This is a genomic window from Marinobacterium mangrovicola, assembly GCF_004339595.1.
GTDB classification, from domain to species: Bacteria; Pseudomonadota; Gammaproteobacteria; order Pseudomonadales; family Balneatricaceae; genus Marinobacterium_D; species Marinobacterium_D mangrovicola.
Map to the genome: position 1 here is coordinate 817,953 of NZ_SMFU01000007.1, position 24,064 is coordinate 842,016.

Genomic DNA, 24,064 nt, shown 5'->3' on the forward strand with positions numbered 1-24,064 from the left:
CTCCAGCCAGTTGACACTCGTTTCAGCCAGTTGGTATAAAGTGCGTGACTACACGCTGGGTAAGTATTTTTTACATAGAGCAAAATAACGACTCGATGCATAAAAGGGGAACAATGTGAATAAGTCTGAACTGATCGACGCAATTGCCGATTCAGCCGATATTCCTAAAGCGGCTGCCGGTCGTGCGCTGGACGCAGCGCTGGAAGCAGTGACTGGTGCTCTGCAGAAGGGCGAGTCTGTTGCGCTGGTAGGTTTCGGTACCTTTTCAGTGAAGGAGCGCGCTGCACGTACCGGTCGCAACCCGCAGACCGGCAAACCGATCGAGATCGCTGCCGCTACTCTGCCGACTTTCAAGCCTGGCAAGGCTCTCAAGGACGCCGTTAACTAATAAACGCGCCGTTCGAAGTGCTGATCAGGTTCAGGAGCGGTAGTTCAGCTGGTTAGAATACCTGCCTGTCACGCAGGGGGTCGCGGGTTCGAGTCCCGTCCGTTCCGCCAGATCGGAAAAGCGCATTCAACCTGAATGCGCTTTTTTTTTAGAACTTGTTTCAGTTTTGCTGATCGATTTAAGGGAAGCTACGAATAAGTCCACAGCATCTCAGGCTTCCAGGCCCGGTCGCTATCAGGGCGGACTTTTGCAGGCGTAGTACTCCTGCTGCAAAAAAGTTCAACACAGAGAGCGAGTTAGCCTGTAAGCTGCGAAACGCGTGATGTGGTGCTAACGCAAGGGTGCAGTGAGTAAAGAGCTCCCCGCACCAGGGTGCCGCAGACAACGCCGAGAGACTGTTGATCTATTCGTAGCTTCCTCCAGACACCAAATTTAGGGCTATCGCAGACAATGCTTCAAACCATCAGGGAAAATTCTAAGGGCATCATCGCCAAGGTGATCGTTGGCCTGATAGCGATCACCTTCGCGCTGTTTGGCGTGGAGTCGCTGATCAGCCTCGCTAATCAGGAACCGGCTCCGGCCGAGGTTAACGGCGAAGATATCAGCCAGCAGGATCTGTTTCAGGGGATGGAGCTTCAGCGCCGGCAGTTGCTCGCTCAGATGGGTGAGAACGCGGATCCTTCCGCCATTGATGACAAGCTGCTGCGCCAGATGGTGCTGGATGGTCTGATCCAGCGTACTGTGCTGCTGCAGAACGCCGATGAGATGGGTTTCCATCTTTCCGAGCAGATGATCGACCAGATGATCGTCTCTACCCCTCAGTTCCAGGTCGACGGCAAGTTCGATCGCAATCAGTTTGAAGCGGTGCTGCGTAGCGCTGGTTTCACCCCGCTGATGTATCGCGACCTGATTCGCAAGGAACAGCTGATCCAGCAGGCGCAGATGGGTTACATGCTGTCTGAATTTTCCACTCAGAGCGAGCTTGAGCGTCTCGTCGCTCTGGATCGCCAGACCCGCGATATCGATTACCTGAATGTCAGTATCGATCCCGCCTCGGTTGATATCAGTGATGAAGAACTTCAGGCTGCCTATGACGAGCAGGCTGACTCGCTGGTGACCGAAGAGCAGGTTGCGGTGAACTACGTAGAGTTGGATCGCACTGACTTTGCACGTCCGGATGATGTCAGCGAAGCGGATATCCAGGCTGCCTACGATCGCATGCTGGCAGGCTACGAAGCCGATGAAGAGCGTGAAGCGCGTCATATTCTGGTTGATATCACTCCAGACCGTGATGAAGATCAGGCGCTTGCCAAGGCTCAGGAGCTGCGTCAGGAGATCGTTGACGGTGCGGACTTCGCTGCAGTGGCCAAACGTGAATCCGGCGACCTGGGTTCCGCCGATCAGGGCGGTGAGCTCGGCTACAACGGTCGTGGAGTGTTCGTCGGTCCGTTTGAAGACGCGCTGTTTGATCTTGAGCCGGGTGAGGTTTCCGAGCCGGTCCGTACCGAGTTCGGTTACCACCTGATCAAGCTTGAAGATGTGCGCGAAACCTCTGCGCCGACTCTGGCGGAAGCGGAAGCTGACCTGCGTGAGCAGGTAGCTCAGGAAGCCGCAGAGCAGGATTATGTGGCCGCGCTCGAAACCCTTGCCGACCTGAGCTTCTCCAGCAGCGGTCTGCAGGCCGTATCTGAAGAGCTGGGTCTTGAGATTCGCAGCTCCCAGCCGTTTGGGCGTACCGGCGGTTCAGATGAGGTTACTTCTTCACAGCGTGTGGTTGATGCTGCTTACAGTGAAGCGGTGCTGGAAGAGGATCTCAACAGCGATCCGATCGAGCTGGATTCCGGTCGTACCGTCGTGGTTCACCTGAAAGAGCACCTGGAGCCGCGTCAGCTGGCGTTTGAAGAGGTTCGCGATCAACTGGAGCAGCAGCTGCGCGCCGAAAAGGCAGCTCAGCAGGCCGAAGAGCGTGTTGAGACTCTGATGGCAGGTCTGGAGTCGGGCAGTACGCTTGCGGATCTCGAAGCGGATAGCGTTTGGCAGTCTCATGCCGCCGCGGGTCGTGGTGACAGCAATCTGCCTGCGGCAGTGGTGCAGAAGGCCTTCGCCATGCCGAAGCCTGCCGAGGGCGAGACCAGCTATGGTATCGCTGCGCTGGATGATGGTTCTCGAGCGGTTGTGGTCGTACGTTCCGTGCAGGAAGGCGACGGTGAGCTGAGTGATGAAGAGCATGCGGCACTGGCTTCCATGATCTCCTCCCAGCGTGGTCAGCAGGTTTACCGTGCCCACATCGACTACCTCCGCGATCAGGCAGAAGTCGAGACAAACTGATCAGTATCCGAAACTGAAAAAGCCGGCGTTAGCCGGCTTTTTTATGTCTGTAGATCAGGTTGCGAAGCGTTTTAATCGAGTCCGGCAGCCTGCAATAGCTTCTGGGTATAGGGGTGTTGTGCCTGTTGGAAGATTGCATCGGCCGGTCCACTTTCAACGACTCGACCCTTATGCATTACGGCCACGCGATGGCTGAGTGCGCGAACCACGGCCAGGTCGTGGCTGATGAACAGGTAGCTGAGTCGGTAACGCTTCTGCAGGTCACGCAACAGCTCGATGATCTGTTTCTGAACGGTGCGATCCAGTGCAGAGGTGGGTTCGTCGAGCACAATCAATTCCGGTTTCAGGATCAAGGCCCGGGCAATAGCGATACGTTGGCGCTGACCGCCGGAAAATTCGTGCGGATAGCGATGTCTCACCTCCGGGTCCAGGCCTACATCACGTAACACCTGGGTCACGCGTTGTTCGATCTCGGTCTGATCCTGCTGGCCCTGTACAACCAGTCCTTCGGAGATGATCTCCGCGACGGACATGCGTGGGCTCAGACTGCCGTAGGGATCCTGGAAAACGATCTGCATCTGCTTGCGCAGCGGCTTGATCTGCTTCTGTTTTAGCTGTTCGATCGCTTCGTCCTTGAACAGAATTGGCCCCTGGGATGGCGCCAGCCGCAACAGTGCCAGGGCCAGGGTGGTTTTACCGGACCCGGATTCGCCAACGATACCCAGGGTTTCCCCGTGATCGATAGTCAGGCTGACGCCATCGACCGCTTTAAAGTGATCGACCGTGCGCTTGAAGAAGCCTTTTTTGATCGGGAACCAGACGCGCAGGTGATCGGTGCTCAGCAGCGGCGCCGGAGTGCTGTTTAACGGCAGAGGTCGCCCGCTGGGCTCGGCGTCGAGCAGTTTGCGGGTGTAAGGGTGCTGGGGGGTGTTAAACAGCGCCTGACAGGATTGTTCCTCAACGATGCTGCCCTGGTACATGACGCAAACCCGGTCCGCATGACGACGTACGATATTGAGGTCGTGGGTGATCAGCAGAATCGACATGCCGAGCTTGCGCTGGAGGTCCCGCAGCAGCTCCAGAATCTGCTGTTGGATGGTGACATCCAGAGCTGTGGTCGGCTCGTCGGCGATCAGCAGTTCCGGGTCGTTGGCCAGTGCCATGGCGATCATGACGCGCTGGCGCTGACCTCCGGAGAGCTCATGCGGGTAGTGGTTGAGGCGCTCTTCGCCGTTATCGATACCGACCAGCTCCAGCAGCTCGAGAGCCCTTTGTCGCGCCTTGGTGCCGGTAACGCCGCGATGCAGGCGCAGGGTTTCGGTGATCTGCTGCTCAATGCGATGCAGTGGATTCAGCGAGGTCATCGGCTCCTGGAAGATCATCCCCACCCGGTTGCCGCGGATTTCGCGCAGCTGGCTCTCCGGTGCCTTCAGCAGATTTGTGCCCTGAAAGCGGATTTCGCCCTCAGGGTAGGAAGCCTGATGCGGCGGCAGTAGTCGTAGCAGAGAGAGTGCGGTTACCGATTTTCCAGAGCCGGATTCTCCCACCAGTGCCAGAGTTTCGCCTTTGTTAAGCTGGAAGCTGACCCCTTTAACCACCGGTTGGCTGGTTGCCGGATCACCGAAGGTGACCGACAGGTTGTCTATTTCAAACAGGGTGTCGGTCATAGTGTTTTCCTTGGGTCGAACGCATCCCTGACCGCTTCACCGATAAAGATAAGCAGTGTCAGCATCAGTGACAGCGTCAGAAACGCTGTCAGTCCGAGCCAGGGGGCCTGCAGGTTTTCCTTGCCCTGGGCTACCAGTTCGCCCAGCGAAGGGGAGCCCGGCGGCAGGCCGAAGCCGAGAAAGTCCAGTGCGGTCAGGGTGACGATGCCGCCGTTGAAGATGAACGGCATAAAAGTCAGTGTGGCAACCATGGCGTTGGGTAGCACATGCCGGTACATGATCTGCAGGTTATCGACGCCCAGCGCGCGTGCTGCTCGGACATATTCCAGGTTTCGGCCTCTGAGAAACTCAGCGCGGACCACATCCACCAGATTCATCCAGGAGAACAGCAGCATGATGCCCAGCAGCCACCAGAAGTTGGGTTCGACCAGGCTGGCTAGAATAATCAGCAGGAACAGCACCGGCAGGCCGGACCAGATTTCGATGAAGCGCTGAAACAGCAGATCGATCTTGCCGCCGTAGTAGCCCTGCACGGCGCCCGCAGCCACCCCAATCACCGAGCTGGCGAGGGTCAGTACCAGGGCGAACAGCACGGAGATGCGGAAGCCGTAGATGACGCGGGCAGTCACATCACGGCCCTGATCGTCAGTGCCCAGCCAGTTCTCGGCGCTGGGTGGGGAGGGCGCCGGCACCGGTAGGTCATAATTAATCGTGTCGTAGCTGAAGCGGATCGGCGGCCAGACCATCCAGCCGCCGTTGTCGGTGATCAGCTCCTCAATATAGGGATCCTTGTAGTCGGCGGGGGTGTCGAATTCGCCGCCAAACTCCAGCTCTGAGTAGCTGTTCAGTATCGGCGTGTAGAGCTCGCCCTGGTAGCCGATCAGGATCGGCTTGTCGTTGGCGATCAGTTCGGCGCCGAGGCTGAGGATAAACAGCGCGAGAAAGATCCAGAGCGACCAGAAGCCGCGACGGTTGCGTCGAAATGCCTGGAGGCGGCGTTTCTGTATCGGTGTCAGTGTTGGCATCAGGTTGGCCATCTCAGACCTCCCTGCTTTCAAAGTCGATGCGCGGATCGACAAAGGTGTAGGTCAAATCCGATACCAGTTTCAGGATCAACCCGACCAGCGTGAAGATGTAGAGAGTGCCGAAAATTACCGGGTAGTCCCGGTTGATGACCGCCTCGTAACCGAGTAGGCCAAGGCCGTCGAGGGAGAAGATAACCTCGATCAGCATGGAGCCGGTGAAGAAGATACCGATCAGAGCGGCGGGCATGCCGGCGATGATCAGTAGCATGGCGTTACGGAACACATGGCCGTAAAGCACGCCGCGCTCGTTAAGGCCCTTGGCTCTGGCGGTCAGCACATACTGTTTATGGATCTCGTCCAGAAAGGCGTTTTTGGTCAGCATGGTCAGCGTGGCAAAACTGGATACCACCGATGCCAGTACCGGCAGGGTGATGTGCCAGAAGTAGTCGCCGATCTGCTGCCAGAGGGTCATCTCGTCAAAGTCTGGAGAGGTGAGACCGCGCAGGGGGAACCATTCGAAGTAGGTGCCACCGGCAAACAGCACGATCAGCAGGATGGCGAACAGGAAGTTGGGAATCGCGTAGCCGACGATAACGAAGCTGCTGCTCCAGACATCGAACGGGGTTCCATCCTTAACCGCTTTGCGAATCCCCAGTGGCACCGAGATAAGGTAGGTCAGCAGGGTGGTCCAGAGCCCCAGCGAGATCGATACCGGCATCTTCTCGATGATCAGCTCGACCACGGTTTTGTCGCTGTAGAAGCTGCGCCCGAAATCGAAGGTCAGGTAGTCACCGAGCATCTTTATAAAGCGCTCATGGGGCGGCTTATCGAAGCCGTACATCTGTTCGATATCAGCAATGAGTTGTGGGTCCAGGCCCTGAGCACCGCGGTAGCCGCTCCCCTCGGAAGAGGAGCCGGCGGCCAGGTCGGACTGGGCGCCAGCGCCGATGCGGTTGCTGGCGTCCACGCCGAGCCCCTGGAGGTGAGCGATGGTCTGTTCTACAGGGCCGCCCGGGGCGAGCTGGATGATAAGGAAGTTAAGTAGCAGGATCCCGAACAGGGTCGGGATCATCAGCAGTACGCGTCGAAGTACATATGCTCCCATCAGGGTTTGGCCCACCAGGTATCAAGGCCCAGCGCGTAGGGCGGATTTTTCTCCGGCATACCGTATTTATCCCAGTAAGCGATGCGATAGGCGGCGATGTGGTATTGGGGGATCACGTAGTGGTTCCATTGCAGTACCCGGTCCAGGGCCCGAGCGCGCAGCACCAACTGCTCGCGATCGGGAGCCTGGATGATCTGCTCTACCAAGTAATCAACAGCGGGGTTTTTGATGCCGATGGTGTTGCGACTGCCGGGCTGATCGGCCATGGATGAGTGCCAGTACTCCCGCTGCTCGTTCCCGGGGGAGGTGGACTGGCCAAAGCTGCCTACGATCATATCGAAGTCAAACTGGCGAATGCGGTTGATGTACTGAGATACATCAACGATACGGATATCGACGTTGATCCCCATCCGCTCAAGGTTGCGGATGAACGGGGCCACCACGCGTTCAAACTCCTTCTGCACCAGCAGGATTTCGAACCGGTAGGGTTGGCCTTCGGCGTTTGTCAGGGTGCCGTCTTTGAGTGTCCAGCCCGCCTCATTAAGCAGGCGCAGCGCGGTGCGCAGCTGGCCGCGGATGCGTCCATCGCCTTTGGTTGTGGGGGCATGATAGACCTTGGTGAACACCTCCGGCGGCACCTGGTCCCGGATCGGTTCCAGAATCTCCAGCTCCTCTGGGGTAGGCAGTTCACTGGCGGCCATTTCGGAGTTGGAGAAGTAGCTGTCGCTGCGTTTATAGGCGCTATAGAACAGGTTTTCGTTGGTCCACTCAAAGTCAAAGGCGTAGGCCAGGGCTTCACGGACGCGGCTGTCCTCGAACAGTGGGCGGCGGGTATTCATCACGAACGCCTGCATGCCTGCAGGGTTCTGGTTGGGCAGGGTTTTCTTGATAATGCGGCCGTCATCGAACGGGGCGCCGGTGTAGCCTGTCGCCCAGGCCTTGGATGCGTTCTCCTGGCGGAAGTCATACTCACCGGCCTTGAAGGCTTCCAGGGCGACGGTGCCATCGCGATAGTAGTCGTAGCTGATGTTGTCGAAGTTATAACGACCGCGGTTCACCGGCAGGCTCTTGCCCCAGTAATCCGGGTTGCGGCGATAGGTGATTGAGCGACTGGCGTCAAAACTGTCGATCACATAGGGGCCTGAGCCGACGGGTACATCCAGGCCAGGCTTGGTAAAGTCACGACCTTCCCAGTAATGCTTGGGCAGAATCGGTACCTGGCCGACGATTAGCGGCAGCTCGCGGTTCTCGGTCTCGCCAAATTCAAATCGCACACGGGTATCGGAGATCACCTTTACCGCGCTGATGCCGGCGTAATAGGCACGGTAAAACGGGGTGCCCTGCTCGCGCAGCAGGTCAAAAGTGTACGCCACATCATCGGCTTGGACCGGCTCGCCGTCGCTGAAGCGGGCGTTTTCATTGAGTTCGAATTCGATCCAGCGTCGATCCTCCGGCAGGTAGATCGCTTTGGCCAGTAGCCCATACTCGGAGAACGGCTCATCATCGGATTTGGTGGTCAGGGTGTCGTAGAGCATGCCGATGCCATCGGCCGCGGTGCCCTTGATGATGAACGGGTTGAAACTGTCGAAGGTCCCGAGCGCCGAGTGGCGCATGCTACCGCCCTTGGGGGCATCCGGGTTGACGTAGTCAAAATGAGTGAAGCCGGGAGCGTATTTGAGGTCGCCATGCATGGCAATCCCCTCGCGCGGTTCTAAAGACTCATCGGCGGCGGCTGCATTCGCCAATAGAAAGTTCGTAGATAGGAAAGAGGCTAGCACCAACGGCACAGCCAAGGCTCTGAATTTTCCAATGGACACTATCTTCTCCCTGCTAAATCAGACGCTTGGACGCTCAAGGTGAGACAGCAGGTTATAGCCCGGGTTCGCCGTTGGAGGCAAGTTGTTCCAGTTTTTGATGTCGTTCAGCGCGTTTCATCCCTGCAGCTCTGAAGTCTTGATCGGCTTCAAGCAGACGCTGTTCCAGCGCTGGATTGCTGGAAGCCAGGCCCTTGATCAGGTCCCGGTCTATCCAGCGCTGGATACGGCGGAAAAGGTACCACTTGAAGGCAATCGCCAGCACTACAGAGATGACGATGATGAAGATGCTCAGGCTATCCAACGGCTCAACCCGGATTGCTGCTGTCTGGGTAAAGTATCAGGTTCTGCCCCGGCTGGATGCTCCGGGAATCGCTGATCTGGTTCCAGTCTGCCAGCTGATCCGCACTGATGCCATAGTGTTGGGCGATCTTCCAGAGGTTCTCTCCGCTGCGGACCTGGTGAACCTGCTGGGTGCTGGCGTTGCTGGCCAGGGTAGTGGTGCTCGAGCGGGTGGGAATAAGCAGTGTTTTGCCGGTGCGAATCCGGTTGGACGAAAGCTTGTTACCCTTGCGAATCACTTCCACGGTGGTGTCAAAGCGACGCGCGATCTGTGACAGCGTATCGCCGCTACGGATCTCATAGCGGGTCCAGGTGACACGCTGGCTTGCGGGGAGCTTGCTCAGCGCCAGCTGGAACTGCTGACCTTTTCCGGAGGGCAGCAGTAATCTGTGCGGCCCGCTTGGGTCCGTGGCCCATTGACGGAAACCGGGGTTGAGCTTTTTCATCAGCTCGAGGTCGATACCGGCCATTTTCGCAGCTTTAATCAGTTCTACCTGGCTATCGATATCGACCATCTCGAAGTAGGGGGTGTTAGGCATTGCCGGCAGGGTGATGCCGTATTCATCGGCTCTGTCGACCAGACGAGCCATGGCAATCAGCTTGGGTACGTAGCGCTGGGTTTCACGGGGCAGGCGCAGGGACCAGTAGTCAGTTGCTTTGCCTGCGCGCTGATTGCGTTTGACTGAGCGTCCAACGCAGCCTTCACCACAATTATATGCGGCCAGAGAGAGCAGCCAGTCGCCGTCAAACCGATCATTCAGGTATTGCAGATAATCCAGCGCTGCGTTGGTGGAGGCAACAATGTCCTGACGTCCGTCGTACCACCAGTTGCGTTTGAGTTTGAACAGCTGCGCAGTACTGGGGATGAACTGCCAGGCACCGGCCGCGTGGCTGGGAGATACTGCCAGAGGGTTGTAGCCGCTCTCAACGAAAGGCAGCAGCGCGATCTCGGCGGGCATCTCACGTTTTAAGACTTCGCCGAGGACAAAGTAGTAATACAGGTTTGCACGATCAGATGCATGACGCACAAAACTGTCGTTGCGGCGGTATTCCGCCAGTACCGCATCGACGCGAGGCTGGTCGATAGTGGGTTCAAGTTCCAGATGGTGTCGGGTCAGATCCCAGAGGTCTTTAGCCTGTTCGGGCTCTTTTTTTACCTGCTGATTGAGATGCGTTGCGCGCCATTTGGCCAGGTCCTGCGCGTTTATCTGATCGGCCTTGGCCTGTTCCTGCGGGGCTTGCTGAGGCTTTACGCTTGCCGTTTGACATCCGGCCAGAACAAGGCCGATAGAAACGGCTAGAACAGTGTGAATTAGTTTGGGCCTCACGCACCAACTCCCTGAAAATGAATGAATAGCGGAGCATTTTATGGGCGTGTAACAATAGCGTCAAATGACCGGGCGCAGGTTTGGGTTTTGTTTGAATCGGGGAGCATTTTAAGACCGCTCAGGCCTCTGTGAGACGGAGCGGTCCGGGGGGGACGTCGTTAGAAGTTGTCTTTCCACTGACGCAGGCTGGCCAGGATTTCGGTTTCCGATGTGAGCGGTTTGCCGGCGTGCTTTTCCGCAGCCGCCGCAACAGGTTTTTCTGAGCTGCGCATGAAGGGGTTGATCTTCAACTCCTGCGCCAGGTCCGAGGGCAGGGTAGGCCGTCCGTTTTCACGCAGTTTTTTCGCGTTTTCGGTCACTGCATGAATGTCCGCGTTATCTGGTTCTACCGCGGCGGCAAAACGTAGGTTGGCGAGCGAGTATTCGTGGGTACAGAACACCTGAGTGTCCGTGGGCAGGCTTTTGAAGTAGCTCATTGCGGCATGCAGTTGTTCCGCTGTGCCTTCAAACAGTCGGCCACAGCCCGCCAGGAACAGTGTATCGCCGCAGAACAGTTGCGGTTGGTTGTTGGGCTGGAAGTAGCTGATATGGTCGAGGGTATGGGCCGGTACGGCGCCAATTTTGAGCGTTTCGCCCAGCAGGGAAATCTCGCTGTTGTCGTTGAGTGGCTCGGTGATACCCTTGAATGGAGAACTGGCCGGACCGTAAACGGGAACTTCGCCGGCTGCCTGAAGGTCTGCAACACCACCGGTATGATCGGGGTGGTGGTGAGTGATCAGGATTGCCGCAAGCCTGAGATTATTCTCTTTCAGGTAGGCAAATACGGGGGCTGCGTCGCCCGGATCGACAACCGCTATCTCGTCCGGTGTCGAGCCCGCCAGGGCCCAGATGTAGTTGTCCTGAAATGCCGGTATGGGCGTTACGCTGAACATGAGCAGGCCTCTTCTCTACTGTGCTTATTTGTTGGCTGTTGCACCGCTCGGGTGCAGTCTTGCTACAGGGTACTTTATAATAAGGGTCTAGATTAAGGGTCTTTCTCCTGGGTGGTGCCGCTGGCGTTACCCACAAAAATCAAGAGTCTATGACATTTGAACAGCCACCGCAGGTCGATGAACTGATTCCCGCCCTTAAAGAGTGGTTCGACTCTCCCTTGGGGCAGGAGCTTATCGATGCGGAACACAAGATGCTTGAACGGGTGCTGCCAACGCTGTTTGGCTATCACCTGCTGCAGGTTGGTGTAGACAACCGGCTGCCCATGTTCGCGGCGAGCCCGGTGCCGCATCGTGTGCTACTTGGGCCGACGCTTGAATTGGGTATGGATAAGCGCGCCATCGTCGCCAGGAGTAATGAGCTGCCGGTGGATGGCGAGTCGATGGATGTGGTGTTGCTACATCACGCGCTCGACTTTGCCGAAAATCCGCACCAGACACTGCGCGAAGCTTCCCGTGTGCTCAGGCCAGGTGGCCATCTGGTGATTGTAGGGTTCAATCCGGCCAGTCTCTGGGGTGTGTTCCGCTTTCTCAAGCGGCGCCGCCAGGTACCCTGGTTGGCTCACTTTATCCGTCACGGGCGCTTGCAGGACTGGCTCAGCCTGCTGGAACTTACCGAGGTGAAAGCCGTGTCAGCGCTTTATGCACCGCCCTTTGAGAGCAGTCATCGGCGGCATCGCTGTCGCTGGCTGCGGCGGTTGATGCAGCGGGCTCCGGCGCAGTCCGGTGCGGCCATGGTGGTGGTGGCCCGTAAGGATGTTCCCGGCATGACGCCGTTGCGCAAACCCTGGCGGCGCAAGCTGATCAGTCTGCCGGTCATCGAGCCCAAGCCTACCGCGCGGGGTCACAGTCGTCGCGACGAGCATTGAACAATCGCAACATAATTCGCAACTGCAAGGATAAACGAGAGTTGAAAGAGGTTGAAATCTTTACCGACGGCGCCTGCAAGGGCAATCCGGGGCCGGGAGGCTGGGGAGCTGTCATGCGCAGTGGCGGTCATGAAAAAGAGCTGTATGGCGGTGCGCCCAACACCACCAACAACCGCATGGAGATGATGGCTGCCATTGAAGCTCTGAAAGCGTTGAATCAGCGTTGCCATGTCAAGTTGACCACTGACTCCCAGTATCTGCGTAAGGGGATTACCGAGTGGATCGCCGGATGGAAGCGTAAAGGCTGGAAAACCGCGTCACGTCAGCCGGTAAAGAATGCGGAGCTTTGGCAGGAGCTTGATAAGCTGGTGGCCGGGCATGATATTGAATGGCACTGGGTCAAAGGGCACAGCGGTCATCCGGAGAACGAGCGTGCCGATCAGTTGGCGAACAAAGGTGTAGAGGAGTTTGGCAAGGCATGAGTAGCCGTCAGATCGTACTGGATACAGAAACCACCGGTCTTGAGGTCGATGAGGGACATAACATCATCGAAATCGGCTGTGTCGAGATGGAGCGACGCAAGCTGACCGGTAACCATTATCACCAGTACATTCGCCCAGAGCGTGAGGTCGACGCCGAAGCGATGGATGTGCACGGTATCACCAATGAATTTCTCGCCGACAAACCTTCGTTTGCCGATGTGGCGGCAGAGTTTCTCGAATTTGTACGCGGCGCCGAGCTGATCATCCATAACGCGGCGTTTGACGTGGGCTTCCTTGATAAAGAGCTCGAGCGCAACGGCTTTTCAGAGCGTATCGCCGATATCTGCACGGTCACCGACTCGGTTAAGCTTGCCCGTCGAAAGCATCCGGGCTCCAAGGTAAACCTGGATGCGCTCTGTCGCCGTTATGAGATCGATAACTCTCATCGTGAGCTGCACGGCGCATTGCTCGACTCCGAGATTCTTGCTGAGGTTTACCTGGCGCTGACCGGTGGCCAGACGGCGCTGCAGCTGGGACAGGATGACAGCGAAGAGGGTGGTGGCAGTGAGCGTCTTCGTCGCGTCGCAGATGCGGATGACCTGCCTGTACCCCTGGCAGAAGGGGAAGATCTGGCAGCCCACGAGGCCTTTCTCGATCTGTTGGATAAGAAAGCCGGCGGTCAGTGTCTCTGGCGTGAGCAGTTGGCAGAGTCGCAGCCGGGTGCGGCGGACTAAGGTTTCTGTTGAGTTTTGTTGAGCCCCTGAAATAAAAAAGCGAGCCTGGCGGCTCGCTTTTTTTGTGTCGATACCCGGCCTTAATGAAGCTCTATCAGCACCATTGTCATGGCGACGGCGCTCATTACGACGGTGTAGGGCAGGGCCATCCAGACCATGCGACCGTAAGACAGTCGGATCAGGGGGGCCAGTGCCGAGGTCAGCAGGAACAGGAAAGCGGCCTGACCATTAGGGGTGGCCACGCTGGGGATGTTGGTGCCAGTGTTGATCGCAATCGCCAGGCTTTCAAAGTGTTCGCGGCTGATCTCGCCCTTGTTGAAAGCGTCCAGTACTTCGTTGATATAGACCGTGGCAACAAAAACGTTATCGCTGATGGCGGAGAGTACGCCGTTGGCAATAAAGAACACACCGGGCTGGCGCGATTCCTCCAGCGAAAGTACCGCATGGATGATCGGCTGGAACAGGTGCTGCTCATGGATGACTGACACGATACTGAAAAACACCACCAGTAGCGCGGTGAACGGTAGTGCCTCTTCAAATGCCTTGCCGATCTGATGCTCTTCGGTGATGCCGTTGAATGCCGTCAGCAGGATGATCACCGTCAGGCCAATCAGGCCGACCTCCGCCAGGTGGAAGGCCAGTGCCAGCACCAGGAAGATCGCTACCAGAATCTGCACGATCAGGATAACGCGGTCGCGGGCGGTGCGTTTCTTGTCCTGCTCCAGTGCATACTCGGTCAGGATGGTACGCACTGTGGCAGGAAGTTTGCCGCCGTAACCGAAGGTCCCGGTCTTCTCCAGCAGCAGGCAGGTAACAAGACCTGCAGCCAGCACCGGCATGGTGATCGGTGCCATCAGCTTGAAGAACTCAACAAAATCCCAGCCCGCTTTCTGGGCGATCAGCAGGTTCTGCGGTTCACCCACCAGTGTGCATACACCGCCCAGGGCGGTGCCAACAGCGCCATGCATCAGCAGGCTACGCAGGAACGCGCGGAAGGATTCCAGATCCTGACGTTTTTCTTCCAGGATGTGCTGATCGTTGGAATGGTCGTGACCGCCCTGGCCCATCTGCTTGCCGGAAGCGACCTGGTGGTATACGGCATAAAAGCCGACGCCGACACTGATCAGTACCGCCGTTACGGTGAGCGCATCGAGAAAGGCGGAAAGGAAAGCGGCAGAGAGTGAAAAGAGCAGGGCAAGAACAGATTTGGAACGAACCCTGAGCAGAATGCGCGTAAATACCCACAGCAGCATGCTCTTCATAAAGAAGATGCCCGCGACCATGAACATCAACAGCAGGATAACCTCCAGATTGCCTTCCACTTCGTGGTAGACCGCCTCGGGCGATGCAAGTCCTATCACCACCGCTTCAAGAGCCAGCAAGCCGCCGGGTTGCAGGGGGTAGCATTTGAGTGCCAGTGCCAGGGTGAAAATAAATTCGAAAATCAGCAGCCATCCGGTTACGGCCGGACCTGCCAGAAAGAGAACAATAGGGTTCAGGATGAGAAATCCGACCACGGCCTGTTTGTACCAGACCGGCGAATTACCCAGAAAATTGCGCGTGAGCGCCTGAGTCAGCGATTGGCTCATCGGATAAAGGTGTCCTATGAAGGTTCCATTCGTACGCCTTGTAAAACTGACCCTTGGTTATTTGTATGCTTATCGGGTCCTGGCGGCACCGCGGGTAGAACATGGCCGGGAGATGTTGGGCGAGGCATGTTCGAATGGCTGGTGTGCGGCAGCGGCGCTGTCAGCAAGGCGGGCCAATGCTACCAGTTGCCGGGTGCCGGCGGAAGCTGTGCTAAAGTGCTGGCTCGGAAGAGGTATGATATTAAGGAGTAGGTTGTGGAATATGTGCTTGGTCACCAGGGTCGGTTGTATGTTGCAGAGGGCGGTGATCTTTTTTCGCCGCAGCCTCGGGTGGCGGCAGGGCAGATAGAAGAGCGTTATCCGGTATCGCCTGAATTGGAGCTGTTGCTCAGTAAGGAGGAGCCGGGGGCAGGTTTTGAAAAGTTGGATTTGAGAGCCGAGCTGTCGATGGCGGAGGAGTCTCACTTTTCACGTCTGGCGCGCGCGACCCAGATCGCGGTCTGGCATGATCAACACCGTTTTTGCGGCCGCTGTGGTGCGTTGTCCAAACGTGCCGATGGGGAGTTGGCTAAACGCTGTACCCAGTGTGAGCTGGTGGTTTATCCGCGTATCTCCCCGTGCATTATCGTTTTGGTCACCAAGGGCGATCAGTGTCTGCTGGCGCATAACACCCGCTTTCCCGATGGCCGTTACAGTACCCTGGCCGGGTTTATTGAGGCGGGGGAGACAGCAGAAGCGGCCGTTGCCCGTGAGATTATGGAAGAGGTAGGTGTAGAGGTCTGCAATATCCGCTATGCCCATAGTCAGGCCTGGCCCTTCCCACACTCGTTGATGCTGGGGTTCTATGCGGATTATGCCGGTGGCGAGATCACACCAGATGGTGAGGAGATCGATCTGGCCGGTTGGTTTACTGCAGATAACCTGCCGCAGTTACCGCCCAGCTTCACGATCTCACGTCAGTTGATCGAGGGCTTTTTGAACCCGCCGGCCTGAGTTGTAAACCCGCCGGCTTAAGCGCCGCTAAACAGTTTGCCGAGGCGCGTGGCGAGCATCACGTTGCCCTCGGCGCGCAGCTGTCCTTTCATAAACGCACTCATGCCATCCTGTTCACCGGTGACCACTCGGATCAGTGTCGCCTCATCAAGATGCAGGGTGATGTTCGGATCTTCATGTTCACCGGCCTGGCCGTCGCAGCTACCATCGGCAATGGTGATGAAAAACGGCTGAGCATCAGACAGCTGGAACTGGAATACCGCTTCGAGCGAACCCGCCTGTTCGGCATTAAACCGGGAGGGTAATTTACGGATGATCTGATCGACGGTGATGGGCGCGCTCATGGATAGTATGTTCCTGCAAAAAGCGTGTTTTAATCCGGCGATATGTTACAGTACGCGGCCCCGCAGCGCTAACGTCCCGGGACAGCAACAGGAGATGCATGTGACGGAATTTCTCGCCGAATACGGACTCTTTCTCGCCAAGACACTTACCCTGATTATCGGCATTCTGCTGGTGGTTGCCGGGGTTGGTGCCGCTGTGTCCAAGCGTCGCGAGGCGCGCGAAGGGCATGTCGAAGTGAAGCACATCAATCGCCACTTTGAAGAGATGCAGCAGGAGATCGAAGACGAAATTCTGGACGAGTCGCGTTTAAAACAGATGCATAAAGAGCAGAAGAAACGCGATAAACAGGAAGCGAAAGAGCGCAAGAAAGCGGCGAAGAAAGGCACCGAACCCGAGCCGGAGCGCAAGCGTATCTACGTCCTCGATTTCGACGGCGACCTGCACGCGTCCCAGGTTGACTGGTTGCGTGAAGAGATCAGTGCCGTGTTGATGATGGCCCGCAAGGAAGATGAAGTCGTCGTTCGTCTGGAGAGCGGTGGTGGTCTGGTTCATGGCTACGGTCTGGCGGCGTCCCAGCTTGAGCGTATCCGTCGTCGTGAAATTCCATTGACCATCTGTGTCGACAAGGTCGCTGCCAGCGGTGGCTACATGATGGCCTGTATCGCCAATAAGCTGTTGACGGCACCCTTTGCCCTGGTGGGTTCCATCGGTGTGGTGGCGCAGCTGCCGAATTTCCATCGTCTGCTGAAAAAGCATGATGTGGATTACGAGGTATTCACCGCCGGTGAATACAAGCGCACTGTCACGCTGTTTGGTGAAAACACCGAGCATGGCCGCAAGAAGTTTGTTGAAGAGCTGGAAGATACTCACGGGCTCTTCAAGGAATTTGTCGCGGAATACCGCCCCGAGCTTGATCTGGAGAAGATCGCCACCGGCGAGGTCTGGTTTGGTAAACGTGCGCTTGGCCTTGGGCTCATCGATGGTATCAGTACCAGTGACGATTACCTGTTTGATGCCTGCGAAAATGCCGATGTCTATCGTGTTAGCTATGAGCTGAAAAAGGGCTTGCAGGAGCGGCTGAGCAACTTCTCCGTACAGACCGCAGATCGCCTTGCCGACCGTCTGGTGCAAAAGCTTCAGGAAAGCCGTTTCTGGTCGCGGTAAGGGATTGGGCCTCGAGCAAGTGGAACAAGTGAGAGATTCGATGTGAAAGGTCAGTTAAAGGACGCGAATACCGCTACCCGTATTATCCTCGCCGCAGAGCAGCTGTTCGCAGAGCGTGGCTTTGCGGAAACCACTATGCGCCAGATCACCGCTGCGGCGGATGTTAACCTGGCCGCCGTTAATTACCATTACGGCTCCAAGCACGGTTTAATTGAGGCGGTGGCGACCCGCTTTCTCGATCCTCTGTGCGCGCGGCTTGAACAGTTGCTCGCCGAGCGTCGCGCCTCCGGTACCGAGTTTATCGGGGTGGAGGAGTTGATCGAGATACTGATGGTAGCGCTGCTTGAAGCACGCGAGGATCGGGAACACTCACTATCCCTGTTCATGCATCTGCTGGATCTGGCTTACGCGCCTGATCAGGAGAGTCTGCGTAAGTTCCTTATGCAGCATTACGCGGGGCGGATCGAGCCGATGGTCACTTTGGTGCGCCAGGACGCGGCGCCGATGGAGAATGACGAGTTTTTCTGGCGTCTACATTTCCTGCTGGGCGCGTTAATTTTCACACTGTCGAACTACAGCACTCTGAATCTCCTTAATGCGCGGAACTCAGACGGACGCGTTGATATCGAAAGGACCCTGCATCGTATGGTGCCCGTGCTGACGGCCGGATTCCATGCGCGTTCCGAAAAGAACTGGGTCTGCAGAATCTAATCTGCTGGTATATCACTCGTTATCTGGGGGAAGTATGTATCGCATTGAGGTGTCACTGGGCGAACAGCGCCTGCGTCTGATCGACACCGACACCGAGCTTGGCAGTTGGTCCGTCTCTACCGCGTTGAACGGAGCGGGCGAGACAAATGGCAGTGGTTGTACACCCCGTGGCGCGCATTACATACGTGCCTGTATCGGCGCCGATCAGCCGTTGAACGCGGTGTTTATCGGGCGTCGTCCCACCGGGGAGATCTATTCGCCAGAACTCGCCGCCAGTCATCCGGGGCGAGACTGGATTCTGACCCGTATTCTCTGGCTTTGCGGTCGTGAGCCGGGCAAAAATCGCCTCGGTAATTGCGATTCCCAGCGTCGCTATATCTATATCCACGGTACGCCGGATACCGAGCCCATGGGGGTTCCTCTCTCACATGGCTGTATCCGCATGCGTAACGCTGATCTCCTAGAACTGTTCTCCCGCGTCCAGGCCGGTACCCCGGTCGATATTCATGAATGAGGAAAGCATGACACTCGGTACTGAAAGTCCAGCGCTTGGCCCGTTGATGCTCGACCTGAAAGGTCTGTCACTGGCGGCCGATGAGGCAGAAATTCTGCGTCAGCCGGAAGTGGGTGGTCTGATCCTGTTTGCGCGTAACTATGAATCGCCAGAACAGCTGCATGCTTTGATGGCTGAGGTGCGCAACGCGCGCCCCGATATTCTGGTGTCCGTTGATCAGGAGGGTGGCCGTGTGCAGCGCCTGCGTGAGGGTGTCACAAGACTGCCGCCCATGGCTGCGCTGGGCGAGCGCTGGAAACTGGATCGCCAGCAGGCCGTCGAGGAAGCTCATGAGCTGGGTTGGCTGATGGCGGCTGAGTTGCGTGATTTTGATATCGATTTCAGCTTTGCGCCAGTGCTGGATCGTGACTGGTCCCGTAGCGGTGTGATTGGCGATCGCGCTTTCGCCGGCACGGTTGAAGGGATCTCCGAACTGGCCGTTGCTTTTATGAGCGGAATGCATGAGGCCGGCATGGCGGCGACGGGCAAGCATTTTCCCGGTCATGGTTGGGTCGTGGCCGACTCCCATCTGGAAATTCCGGTGGATGAGCGCTCACTGGAGGAGATCGGTGGCGAGGATATGCGTCCATTTGCCACATTGATCGGTGAGGGGCTGGACGCGATTATGCCGGCCCATGTGATCTATTCCGCCGTTAATGAAGAGCCGGCCGGATTTTCTGAATTCTGGCTGCAGCAGCAGTTGCGGCAGCGACTGGGTTTTAACGGTGTGATTTTCAGTGATGACCTGACCATGGAGGGCGCCAGTGTCGCCGGCGGCTATCCCCAGCGTGCAGAGAAAGCGCTGCGCGCCGGCTGTGACATGGTGCTGGTCTGCAACCGTCCTGAAGGTGCGCTGGAAGTGCTCGAATATCTGCAGCAGCATCCGGTGGCACCGTCGCCGCGGCTGGGCCGGATGAAAGCCCGTGTGGTTGCTCTGGATGATGCCCGGCGACGCGAACGCGCCAGGCAGATCGCGCAACAACTGATAGACCTGATGCACCGAGTTTAAGGACTGAGCAATGCCTGAAGAGAAACTGACCAGCTGGATTGACCCGTTACTTGGGCTGATGCCCGTGTTGCAGGACTATCGCTGGCAATTGAGTGTGCTGCTTATTCTTGCGGTGACGCTGCTCGCCATGTTCGTGGCAAACCGCATCATGAAGCGCCTGGTACGCTCCTTGTCCCATACCAAGCCTGTCTGGGACGACCTGTTGATCGATGCCGGCCGTTTGCCGGTGAGGATTCTGATTCTGGTAATCGGTTGTTCGCTGGCGCTGGCAGTGGCGGCACCGCATTCCGACTACATAGGCAGGGAGTTACCGAGTCGAGCGCGGCAGATCGCTTTTATCCTGTTGCTGGGCTGGACGCTGATCCGCTTTATCGGACATGCCGAAGAGGTGGTCCTGCGCCGCAATAAGAACATCGATCGGACCACAGCGGATGCGTTCTCCAAGCTGATTCGGCTGGTGATTGTTATCGTGGTTGGGTTGGTGCTGTTGCAGAACCTGGGTTACAGCATTTCCGGCCTGCTCGCATTCGGTGGTATCGGTGGTCTGGCGGTGGGTTTTGCGGCCAAGGATCTGCTTGCCAACTTCTTTGGCGGTCTGATGATCTACCTGGATCGTCCGTTTAAGGTGGGCGACTGGGTGCGCTCGCCGGACAAGAACATTGAAGGTGTTGTTGAGCATGTCGGGTGGCGCCTGACGGTAATACGAACTTTTGACCTGCGCCCGCTCTATGTGCCCAATGCGACCTTTAACAATATCTCAGTAGAGAACCCGTCGCGGATGACCCATCGACGTATCTTCGAGTATGTCGGGGTGCGCTATGACGACGCGGCGGTGGTCAAGCAGATCGTCGATGATATCCGCGAAATGCTGGTAGGCCATGAAGAGATCGACGAGAACAACACTCTGTTTGTGCAGTTGAATCGCTTTGGCCCATCCTCGCTGGATATCATGGTTTACACCTTCACCCACACCACCAACTGGGGGCATTACCTGGCGGTGCGTGAGGATGTGCTGCTGAAGATAATCGATATCGTCTCTGGTCATGGTGCCGAGATCGCCTTCCCGACCACGACCGTGCACCTGCACGAACAGCCGGGCGTAGAAGCGCCACCGGAGATGGAAAAGCAAAGCGCCTGATCCCATGTAGTTATCCAGACCTGAAGATCTGTCGATGGAGCCGGAGTTACCGCTATGAGCCAGCCTGAAGTCCAAGCGATCAAACCCAGTGCCTGGCTCCGCAGGGTCGCGGCGCCAGGGCGGCGCTGGACATTGCTGGCGATGCTGGCCGGTTTGCTGCTGGGACTGGTGCTGGTGCTTCAGGCTGATCGTCTCGCCTACGTTATCTCCGGGTTGGTGCAGGGCAGGGGTGAGCTTGGTGGCTATGTGCCGGCGATCGCGCTGGTGGTCGTTGCCGTTGTCTTGCGCGCGCTGTTTGGTTTTCTGCGTGAGTGGGCTGGGGTGCGCGCCTCGGTCAGTGTGCGCCGGGCGCTGCGTCAGGAGCTCCTGGCAAAGCTCGACAGGCTCGGCCCCGGTTATACTCATCGTCGTCAGGCGGGTGAGCTCAGTACCTTGCTGCTTGAGCAGGTTGAGGCGCTGGATGGTTTTATCGCCCGTTACCTGCCTCAGATGGTCCAGGCGGTGGGAATGCCGCTGATCATTCTGCTGTTTGTGCTGCCGCAGAACTGGGCGGTGGCACTGATCTTTATCTGCACTGCTCCGCTGGTACCGCTGTTTATGGCGTTAGTGGGAATGAAAGCGGCAGATGCCAATCGGCGTAATTTCCAGGTTCTGGCGAATTTATCCGCCTATCTTCTCGATGTTATTCAAGGCTTGCCGACACTCAAGCTGTTTCAGCGGAGCAGGGCGGAAGCCGAGACCATCGCACGGGTATCGGAGGAGTTCCGCCTCAAGACCATGGAGGTTTTACGACTGGCTTTTCTCTCTTCCGCCGTGCTGGAGTTTTTCGCTTCCGTTTCCATCGCATTGACCGCCGTCTACCTGGGATTCAGCTTTCTTGGGCAGTTGGGATTTGGTACCTGGGAGGGTGATATAACGCTCTACCAGGCGTTGTTCATTTTGTTGCTGGCGCCGGAGTTTTACCTGCCTCTGCGCGAGCTGGGTACCCAGTATCATGCCAAGCAGGAGGCGGTGGCGGCTTCGGAAAAGCTTATGCAGTTGCTCGATGAGGTAGAGCATCAAGCCCCGTCCGGCGGCAAGGGAGCGCCTGTAGACCCTGTTACTATCCGTTTTTCAGGCGTAGGGCTTGTCTATCCAGGTAGCGAGCGCCCGGTACTTGAGGGTATCGATCTCGAACTTAAGCCCGGCGAGCCCGTGGCGGTGGCAGGCCCCAGTGGTGTGGGCAAATCCTCGCTGATGAATCTGCTGCTTGGTTTTTACCCGCTATCAGCCGGGCAGATTCAGGTGAATGGTGTGGATCTCGCGGAAATGGACCGTGATGACTGGCTTGCCCGGGTGGCCTGGGTGAGCCAGCACACAACATTGTTCAGTGGCACGTTGAGGCAGAACCTTCTCCTGGCCGATCCGGATGCCAGTGATGTGCGGTTGCGTCAGGTCTGTGATGCGGCTCATGTCAGTGAATTCCTCGCTCAGCTTCCCAAGGGGTTGGATACGGAGGTAGCGGAAGCGGGGGCCGGCCTGTCCGGCGGTCAGATTCAGCGAATCGCCCTGGCCCGTGCGCTGTTGAAAGATGCGCCTGTGCTGCTGCTCGATGAGCCCACGGCTAACCTGGATCGCCAGAGTGAGGAATATATTCTGCAGGCGCTGGAGCGGTTTGCGCAGAACCGAACGGTATTGATACTGAGCCATCGTGAATCCACCCTGAAGACCGCGAAGCGACTTTTTCATTTGCGTAACGGGTCTCTTCAACGCATGGCGGATGATGTCGGAGGTGCGCAGTGAAACTACTCTGGCCTTATATCCGTCAAATGCGCGCCCATCTTGGTTGGGTGCTTCTCGGCGCGGTTCTAGCATTGGTGACCTTGCTGGCGAGCATTGGTCTTTTGACCCTTTCCGGCTGGTTTATTACCGCCACAGCCTTGGCTGGTTCGGTCAGTTTTAACTTCTATACACCCGGTGCCGGCGTGCGAGGATTCGCTATTCTGCGTACCGCAGGCCGTTATGGTGAGCGTGTGGCTTCTCACGAGGCGACCTTCCGATTGATCGCCAAGATTCGTGTCTGGGTTTACACCCGGATAGAACCGCTGCGGCCAGGGCAGTTAAGCCAAATCGGTTCGGCCCAGCTGTTGAATCGGCTGGTGGCGGATATCGCCGCGCTCGACAATCTCTATCTGCGGGTATTGTCCCCGACGCTTGTGGCCCTGGTGGTGGCGTTACTCGTTGCCGCGTTCCTCGCCCTTTACGCGCCGTCTATAGCGCTGATCAGTCTGGCGGGGCTGGCATTCGCCGGTATTCTGGTGCCCGGAGTCGGCTATCTGCTTGGTCGGCGGCCTGGACGTGATCAGGCGGCGGCTCAGGCGGAGCTGAGGACGCGTCTGGTGAAGATCGTTCAGGGTATGGCGGATCTGCGTATCTATGGCGGTATGGGGGTCGCTCGGGATTCCGTATCGGAGGCGGAGTTTCTGCTGCTGGCTACTCAGCAGCGGATGGGGCTGGTCTCAGCTGCTATTAATGCTGCGATGACATTGGTGTCGGGGTTCACCCTGGTGGCGGCGCTGCTGATTGCCGCACAGTTGCTCGGCAATCAGCTGATTGAGCCTGCACAGCTCGCTATGGTCCTGTTTTGCGTGTTGGCGGCGTTTGAGGCGGTCATGCCGCTTCCTTTGGCGTACCAATATCTGGGCAAAACGACAGCGGCAGCGGCGCGCCTGGATCAGGTTGTTAACCATGCTGAGGTTTCGGGCTTCCCTGAATCCGGCGTTAAGCCGTCACAGCCCGGTCAGTTCAGTTTCAGCGCTGTGCATTTTTCCTATACGCCCGACCGTCCCGCTCTGGATGGTATCGATCTTCAGGTCGCTCCCGGCGAAAAGGTCGTGGTGCTGGGTCATTCCGGTAGCGGAAAAAGTAGCCTTATTACGCTGCTGAGTCGGTTCTGGGATCCGCAGTCCGGGGAAATAAAACTGGGTGGTGAACGGATAGAGCGTTATTCGGAAGCGGATTTACGGCGCCAGATGAGTGTCATGTCTCAGCCCGTTCAGCTGTTTGCCGGGAGCGTGAGGGATAACTTGCAGCTCGCGGTGGATGATCTGGATGATAGTACGCTTGAGTCTTTGCTTGATGATCTCGATCTTCTGCCGGGTTTGTCGGGGCAGGGGCTTGATTACCAGGTGGGTGAAGCAGGTGCCCGGCTATCTGGTGGTCAGCGTAAACGGCTGGCGCTGGCGCGGGCATTGCTGCGGCCTGCTCCGATATTGCTGCTTGATGAACCGACGGAAGGGCTGGACGCGCAAACCGAATCAAGAGTCGTGGACTGTCTGCTTGATCGTGCGCAAGACCGCACTTTGCTGCTCATCACCCATCATCCGATCGCACTGGAGCGGTTTGATCGAGTGATCCTGATCGATTCCGGCAGGGTGGTTGAGGAGGGAGCTCCGGACCGGCTTCTCGCCGATCCGGATAGTCGACTGGCAGGGCTCAGGTCGATCTAGTCA

At 57.4% G+C, this 24,064-nt stretch carries 22 protein-coding genes and 1 tRNA gene; 14 read left to right on the plus strand and 9 right to left on the minus strand.

Annotated elements, in window-relative coordinates; translation table 11 throughout:
• Positions 1–115 precede the first annotated feature (115 nt).
• The 3 genes from CLV83_RS04700 to CLV83_RS04710 all read left to right on the plus strand — a co-directional run bounded on the left by CLV83_RS04700 (position 116) and on the right by CLV83_RS04710 (position 2,716).
• A complete protein-coding gene (locus CLV83_RS04700; RefSeq protein ID WP_104002036.1) occupies positions 116–388 on the plus strand; it encodes an HU family DNA-binding protein in 273 nt (90 codons plus the stop codon).
• 33 nt (positions 389–421) lie between these two features.
• Positions 422–498 (plus strand) — tRNA-Asp (locus CLV83_RS04705).
• A 340-nt stretch (positions 499–838) separates the two neighbouring features.
• Entirely contained in the window at positions 839–2,716 is a 1,878-nt protein-coding gene (locus tag CLV83_RS04710) for a SurA N-terminal domain-containing protein (protein ID WP_132288224.1), read from the plus strand.
• A gap of 71 nt (positions 2,717–2,787) precedes the next feature.
• Here CLV83_RS04710 and CLV83_RS04715 read toward each other — a convergent pair whose 3' ends face one another.
• The 7 genes from CLV83_RS04715 to gloB form a co-directional block, all read right to left on the minus strand.
• The gene (locus CLV83_RS04715) at positions 2,788–4,383 is read right to left on the minus strand and encodes an ABC transporter ATP-binding protein (protein ID WP_132288227.1); all 1,596 of its coding nucleotides are present in this window, start codon (positions 4,381–4,383) and stop codon (positions 2,788–2,790) included.
• Positions 4,380–5,420, minus strand: coding sequence for an ABC transporter permease (locus CLV83_RS04720; protein ID WP_243642273.1), 1,041 nt, complete (start codon positions 5,418–5,420; stop codon positions 4,380–4,382). Before CLV83_RS04720 ends, CLV83_RS04715 begins: the two co-directional genes overlap by 4 nt.
• 1 nt (position 5,421) lies before the next feature.
• Positions 5,422–6,513, minus strand: a complete 1,092-nt coding sequence (locus CLV83_RS04725; protein ID WP_132288230.1) for a microcin C ABC transporter permease YejB — start codon at positions 6,511–6,513, stop codon at positions 5,422–5,424.
• Positions 6,513–8,330, minus strand: coding sequence for an extracellular solute-binding protein (locus tag CLV83_RS04730; RefSeq protein ID WP_243642274.1), 1,818 nt, complete (start codon positions 8,328–8,330; stop codon positions 6,513–6,515). Before CLV83_RS04730 ends, CLV83_RS04725 begins: the two co-directional genes overlap by 1 nt.
• A gap of 52 nt (positions 8,331–8,382) precedes the next feature.
• Positions 8,383–8,631, minus strand: coding sequence for a hypothetical protein (locus CLV83_RS04735; RefSeq protein WP_132288233.1), 249 nt, complete (start codon positions 8,629–8,631; stop codon positions 8,383–8,385).
• Positions 8,632–8,635: 4 nt separating this feature from the next.
• Positions 8,636–9,997: a LysM peptidoglycan-binding domain-containing protein gene (locus CLV83_RS04740; RefSeq protein ID WP_132288236.1), complete on the minus strand. Its 1,362-nt coding sequence runs from the start codon at positions 9,995–9,997 to the stop codon at positions 8,636–8,638.
• 158 nt (positions 9,998–10,155) lie between these two features.
• The gene (gloB, locus tag CLV83_RS04745) at positions 10,156–10,929 is read right to left on the minus strand and encodes a hydroxyacylglutathione hydrolase (RefSeq protein ID WP_132288238.1); all 774 of its coding nucleotides are present in this window, start codon (positions 10,927–10,929) and stop codon (positions 10,156–10,158) included.
• Between the two features lie 149 nt (positions 10,930–11,078).
• Here gloB and CLV83_RS04750 point away from each other — a divergent pair, with 149 nt between their 5' ends.
• The 3 genes from CLV83_RS04750 to dnaQ are packed head-to-tail and all read left to right on the plus strand — an operon-like array spanning position 11,079 to position 13,071.
• Positions 11,079–11,855, plus strand: coding sequence for a class I SAM-dependent methyltransferase (locus CLV83_RS04750; RefSeq protein WP_132288241.1), 777 nt, complete (start codon positions 11,079–11,081; stop codon positions 11,853–11,855).
• 41 nt (positions 11,856–11,896) lie between these two features.
• The gene (gene rnhA, locus CLV83_RS04755; protein ID WP_132288244.1) at positions 11,897–12,337 is read left to right on the plus strand and encodes a ribonuclease HI; all 441 of its coding nucleotides are present in this window, start codon (positions 11,897–11,899) and stop codon (positions 12,335–12,337) included.
• Positions 12,334–13,071, plus strand: coding sequence for a DNA polymerase III subunit epsilon (gene dnaQ / locus CLV83_RS04760; protein WP_132288247.1), 738 nt, complete (start codon positions 12,334–12,336; stop codon positions 13,069–13,071). Before rnhA ends, dnaQ begins: the two co-directional genes overlap by 4 nt.
• Positions 13,072–13,151: 80 nt before the next feature.
• On the opposite strand, the gene nhaB is transcribed toward dnaQ, so the two are convergent.
• Positions 13,152–14,660 (minus strand): sodium/proton antiporter NhaB, encoded by a 1,509-nt coding sequence (gene nhaB, locus CLV83_RS04765; RefSeq protein WP_132288250.1) that lies wholly within the window; start codon positions 14,658–14,660, stop codon positions 13,152–13,154.
• Between the two features lie 255 nt (positions 14,661–14,915).
• Here nhaB and nudC point away from each other — a divergent pair, with 255 nt between their 5' ends.
• Positions 14,916–15,653: an NAD(+) diphosphatase gene (gene nudC, locus CLV83_RS04770; protein ID WP_132288253.1), complete on the plus strand. Its 738-nt coding sequence runs from the start codon at positions 14,916–14,918 to the stop codon at positions 15,651–15,653.
• Between the two features lie 17 nt (positions 15,654–15,670).
• Here the strand turns inward: nudC and CLV83_RS04775 are convergent, their stop codons facing one another.
• Complete coding sequence (locus CLV83_RS04775) at positions 15,671–15,997, minus strand: SCP2 sterol-binding domain-containing protein (protein WP_132288256.1); 327 nt, start codon at positions 15,995–15,997, stop codon at positions 15,671–15,673.
• A gap of 94 nt (positions 15,998–16,091) precedes the next feature.
• Here CLV83_RS04775 and sohB point away from each other — a divergent pair, with 94 nt between their 5' ends.
• Genes sohB through cydC form a run of 7 tightly spaced genes read left to right on the plus strand, consistent with a single transcriptional unit; the run spans position 16,092 to position 24,061 of the window.
• Positions 16,092–17,162 carry a protease SohB gene (gene sohB, locus CLV83_RS04780; protein WP_341540372.1) on the plus strand — a complete coding sequence of 357 codons (1,071 nt, stop codon included), beginning with the start codon at positions 16,092–16,094 and terminating at the stop codon, positions 17,160–17,162.
• Positions 17,163–17,204: 42 nt separating this feature from the next.
• Positions 17,205–17,873, plus strand: a complete 669-nt coding sequence (locus CLV83_RS04785; protein WP_132288262.1) for a TetR/AcrR family transcriptional regulator — start codon at positions 17,205–17,207, stop codon at positions 17,871–17,873.
• A gap of 34 nt (positions 17,874–17,907) precedes the next feature.
• Positions 17,908–18,387, plus strand: a complete 480-nt coding sequence (locus tag CLV83_RS04790; protein ID WP_132288265.1) for a L,D-transpeptidase — start codon at positions 17,908–17,910, stop codon at positions 18,385–18,387.
• A gap of 7 nt (positions 18,388–18,394) precedes the next feature.
• Complete coding sequence (gene nagZ / locus CLV83_RS04795; protein ID WP_243642275.1) at positions 18,395–19,435, plus strand: beta-N-acetylhexosaminidase; 1,041 nt, start codon at positions 18,395–18,397, stop codon at positions 19,433–19,435.
• A 10-nt stretch (positions 19,436–19,445) separates the two neighbouring features.
• The gene (locus tag CLV83_RS04800) at positions 19,446–20,573 is read left to right on the plus strand and encodes a mechanosensitive ion channel family protein (protein WP_243642276.1); all 1,128 of its coding nucleotides are present in this window, start codon (positions 19,446–19,448) and stop codon (positions 20,571–20,573) included.
• A 54-nt stretch (positions 20,574–20,627) separates the two neighbouring features.
• The gene (cydD, locus tag CLV83_RS04805) at positions 20,628–22,355 is read left to right on the plus strand and encodes a thiol reductant ABC exporter subunit CydD (protein ID WP_132288268.1); all 1,728 of its coding nucleotides are present in this window, start codon (positions 20,628–20,630) and stop codon (positions 22,353–22,355) included.
• Complete coding sequence (gene cydC, locus CLV83_RS04810; protein ID WP_132288271.1) at positions 22,352–24,061, plus strand: thiol reductant ABC exporter subunit CydC; 1,710 nt, start codon at positions 22,352–22,354, stop codon at positions 24,059–24,061. Before cydD ends, cydC begins: the two co-directional genes overlap by 4 nt.
• Positions 24,062–24,064: the final 3 nt, after the last annotated feature.

What these genes read in the sequence shown, in the direction of transcription:
- CLV83_RS04710 (WP_132288224.1), top strand. Translation starts at nt 839, where the DNA reads ATGCTTCAAACCATCAGGGAAAATTCTAAGGGCATCATCGCCAAGGTG.
- CLV83_RS04715 (WP_132288227.1), bottom strand. Translation starts at nt 4,383, where the DNA reads ATGACCGACACCCTGTTTGAAATAGACAACCTGTCGGTCACCTTCGGT.
- CLV83_RS04720 (WP_243642273.1), bottom strand. Translation starts at nt 5,420, where the DNA reads ATGGCCAACCTGATGCCAACACTGACACCGATACAGAAACGCCGCCTC.
- CLV83_RS04725 (WP_132288230.1), bottom strand. Translation starts at nt 6,513, where the DNA reads ATGGGAGCATATGTACTTCGACGCGTACTGCTGATGATCCCGACCCTG.
- gloB (WP_132288238.1), bottom strand. Translation starts at nt 10,929, where the DNA reads ATGTTCAGCGTAACGCCCATACCGGCATTTCAGGACAACTACATCTGG.
- CLV83_RS04750 (WP_132288241.1), top strand. Translation starts at nt 11,079, where the DNA reads ATGACATTTGAACAGCCACCGCAGGTCGATGAACTGATTCCCGCCCTT.
- dnaQ (WP_132288247.1), top strand. Translation starts at nt 12,334, where the DNA reads ATGAGTAGCCGTCAGATCGTACTGGATACAGAAACCACCGGTCTTGAG.
- nhaB (WP_132288250.1), bottom strand. Translation starts at nt 14,660, where the DNA reads ATGAGCCAATCGCTGACTCAGGCGCTCACGCGCAATTTTCTGGGTAAT.
- CLV83_RS04775 (WP_132288256.1), bottom strand. Translation starts at nt 15,997, where the DNA reads ATGAGCGCGCCCATCACCGTCGATCAGATCATCCGTAAATTACCCTCC.
- sohB (WP_341540372.1), top strand. Translation starts at nt 16,092, where the DNA reads ATGCATGTGACGGAATTTCTCGCCGAATACGGACTCTTTCTCGCCAAG.
- CLV83_RS04790 (WP_132288265.1), top strand. Translation starts at nt 17,908, where the DNA reads ATGTATCGCATTGAGGTGTCACTGGGCGAACAGCGCCTGCGTCTGATC.
- nagZ (WP_243642275.1), top strand. Translation starts at nt 18,395, where the DNA reads ATGACACTCGGTACTGAAAGTCCAGCGCTTGGCCCGTTGATGCTCGAC.
- CLV83_RS04800 (WP_243642276.1), top strand. Translation starts at nt 19,446, where the DNA reads ATGCCTGAAGAGAAACTGACCAGCTGGATTGACCCGTTACTTGGGCTG.
- cydD (WP_132288268.1), top strand. Translation starts at nt 20,628, where the DNA reads ATGAGCCAGCCTGAAGTCCAAGCGATCAAACCCAGTGCCTGGCTCCGC.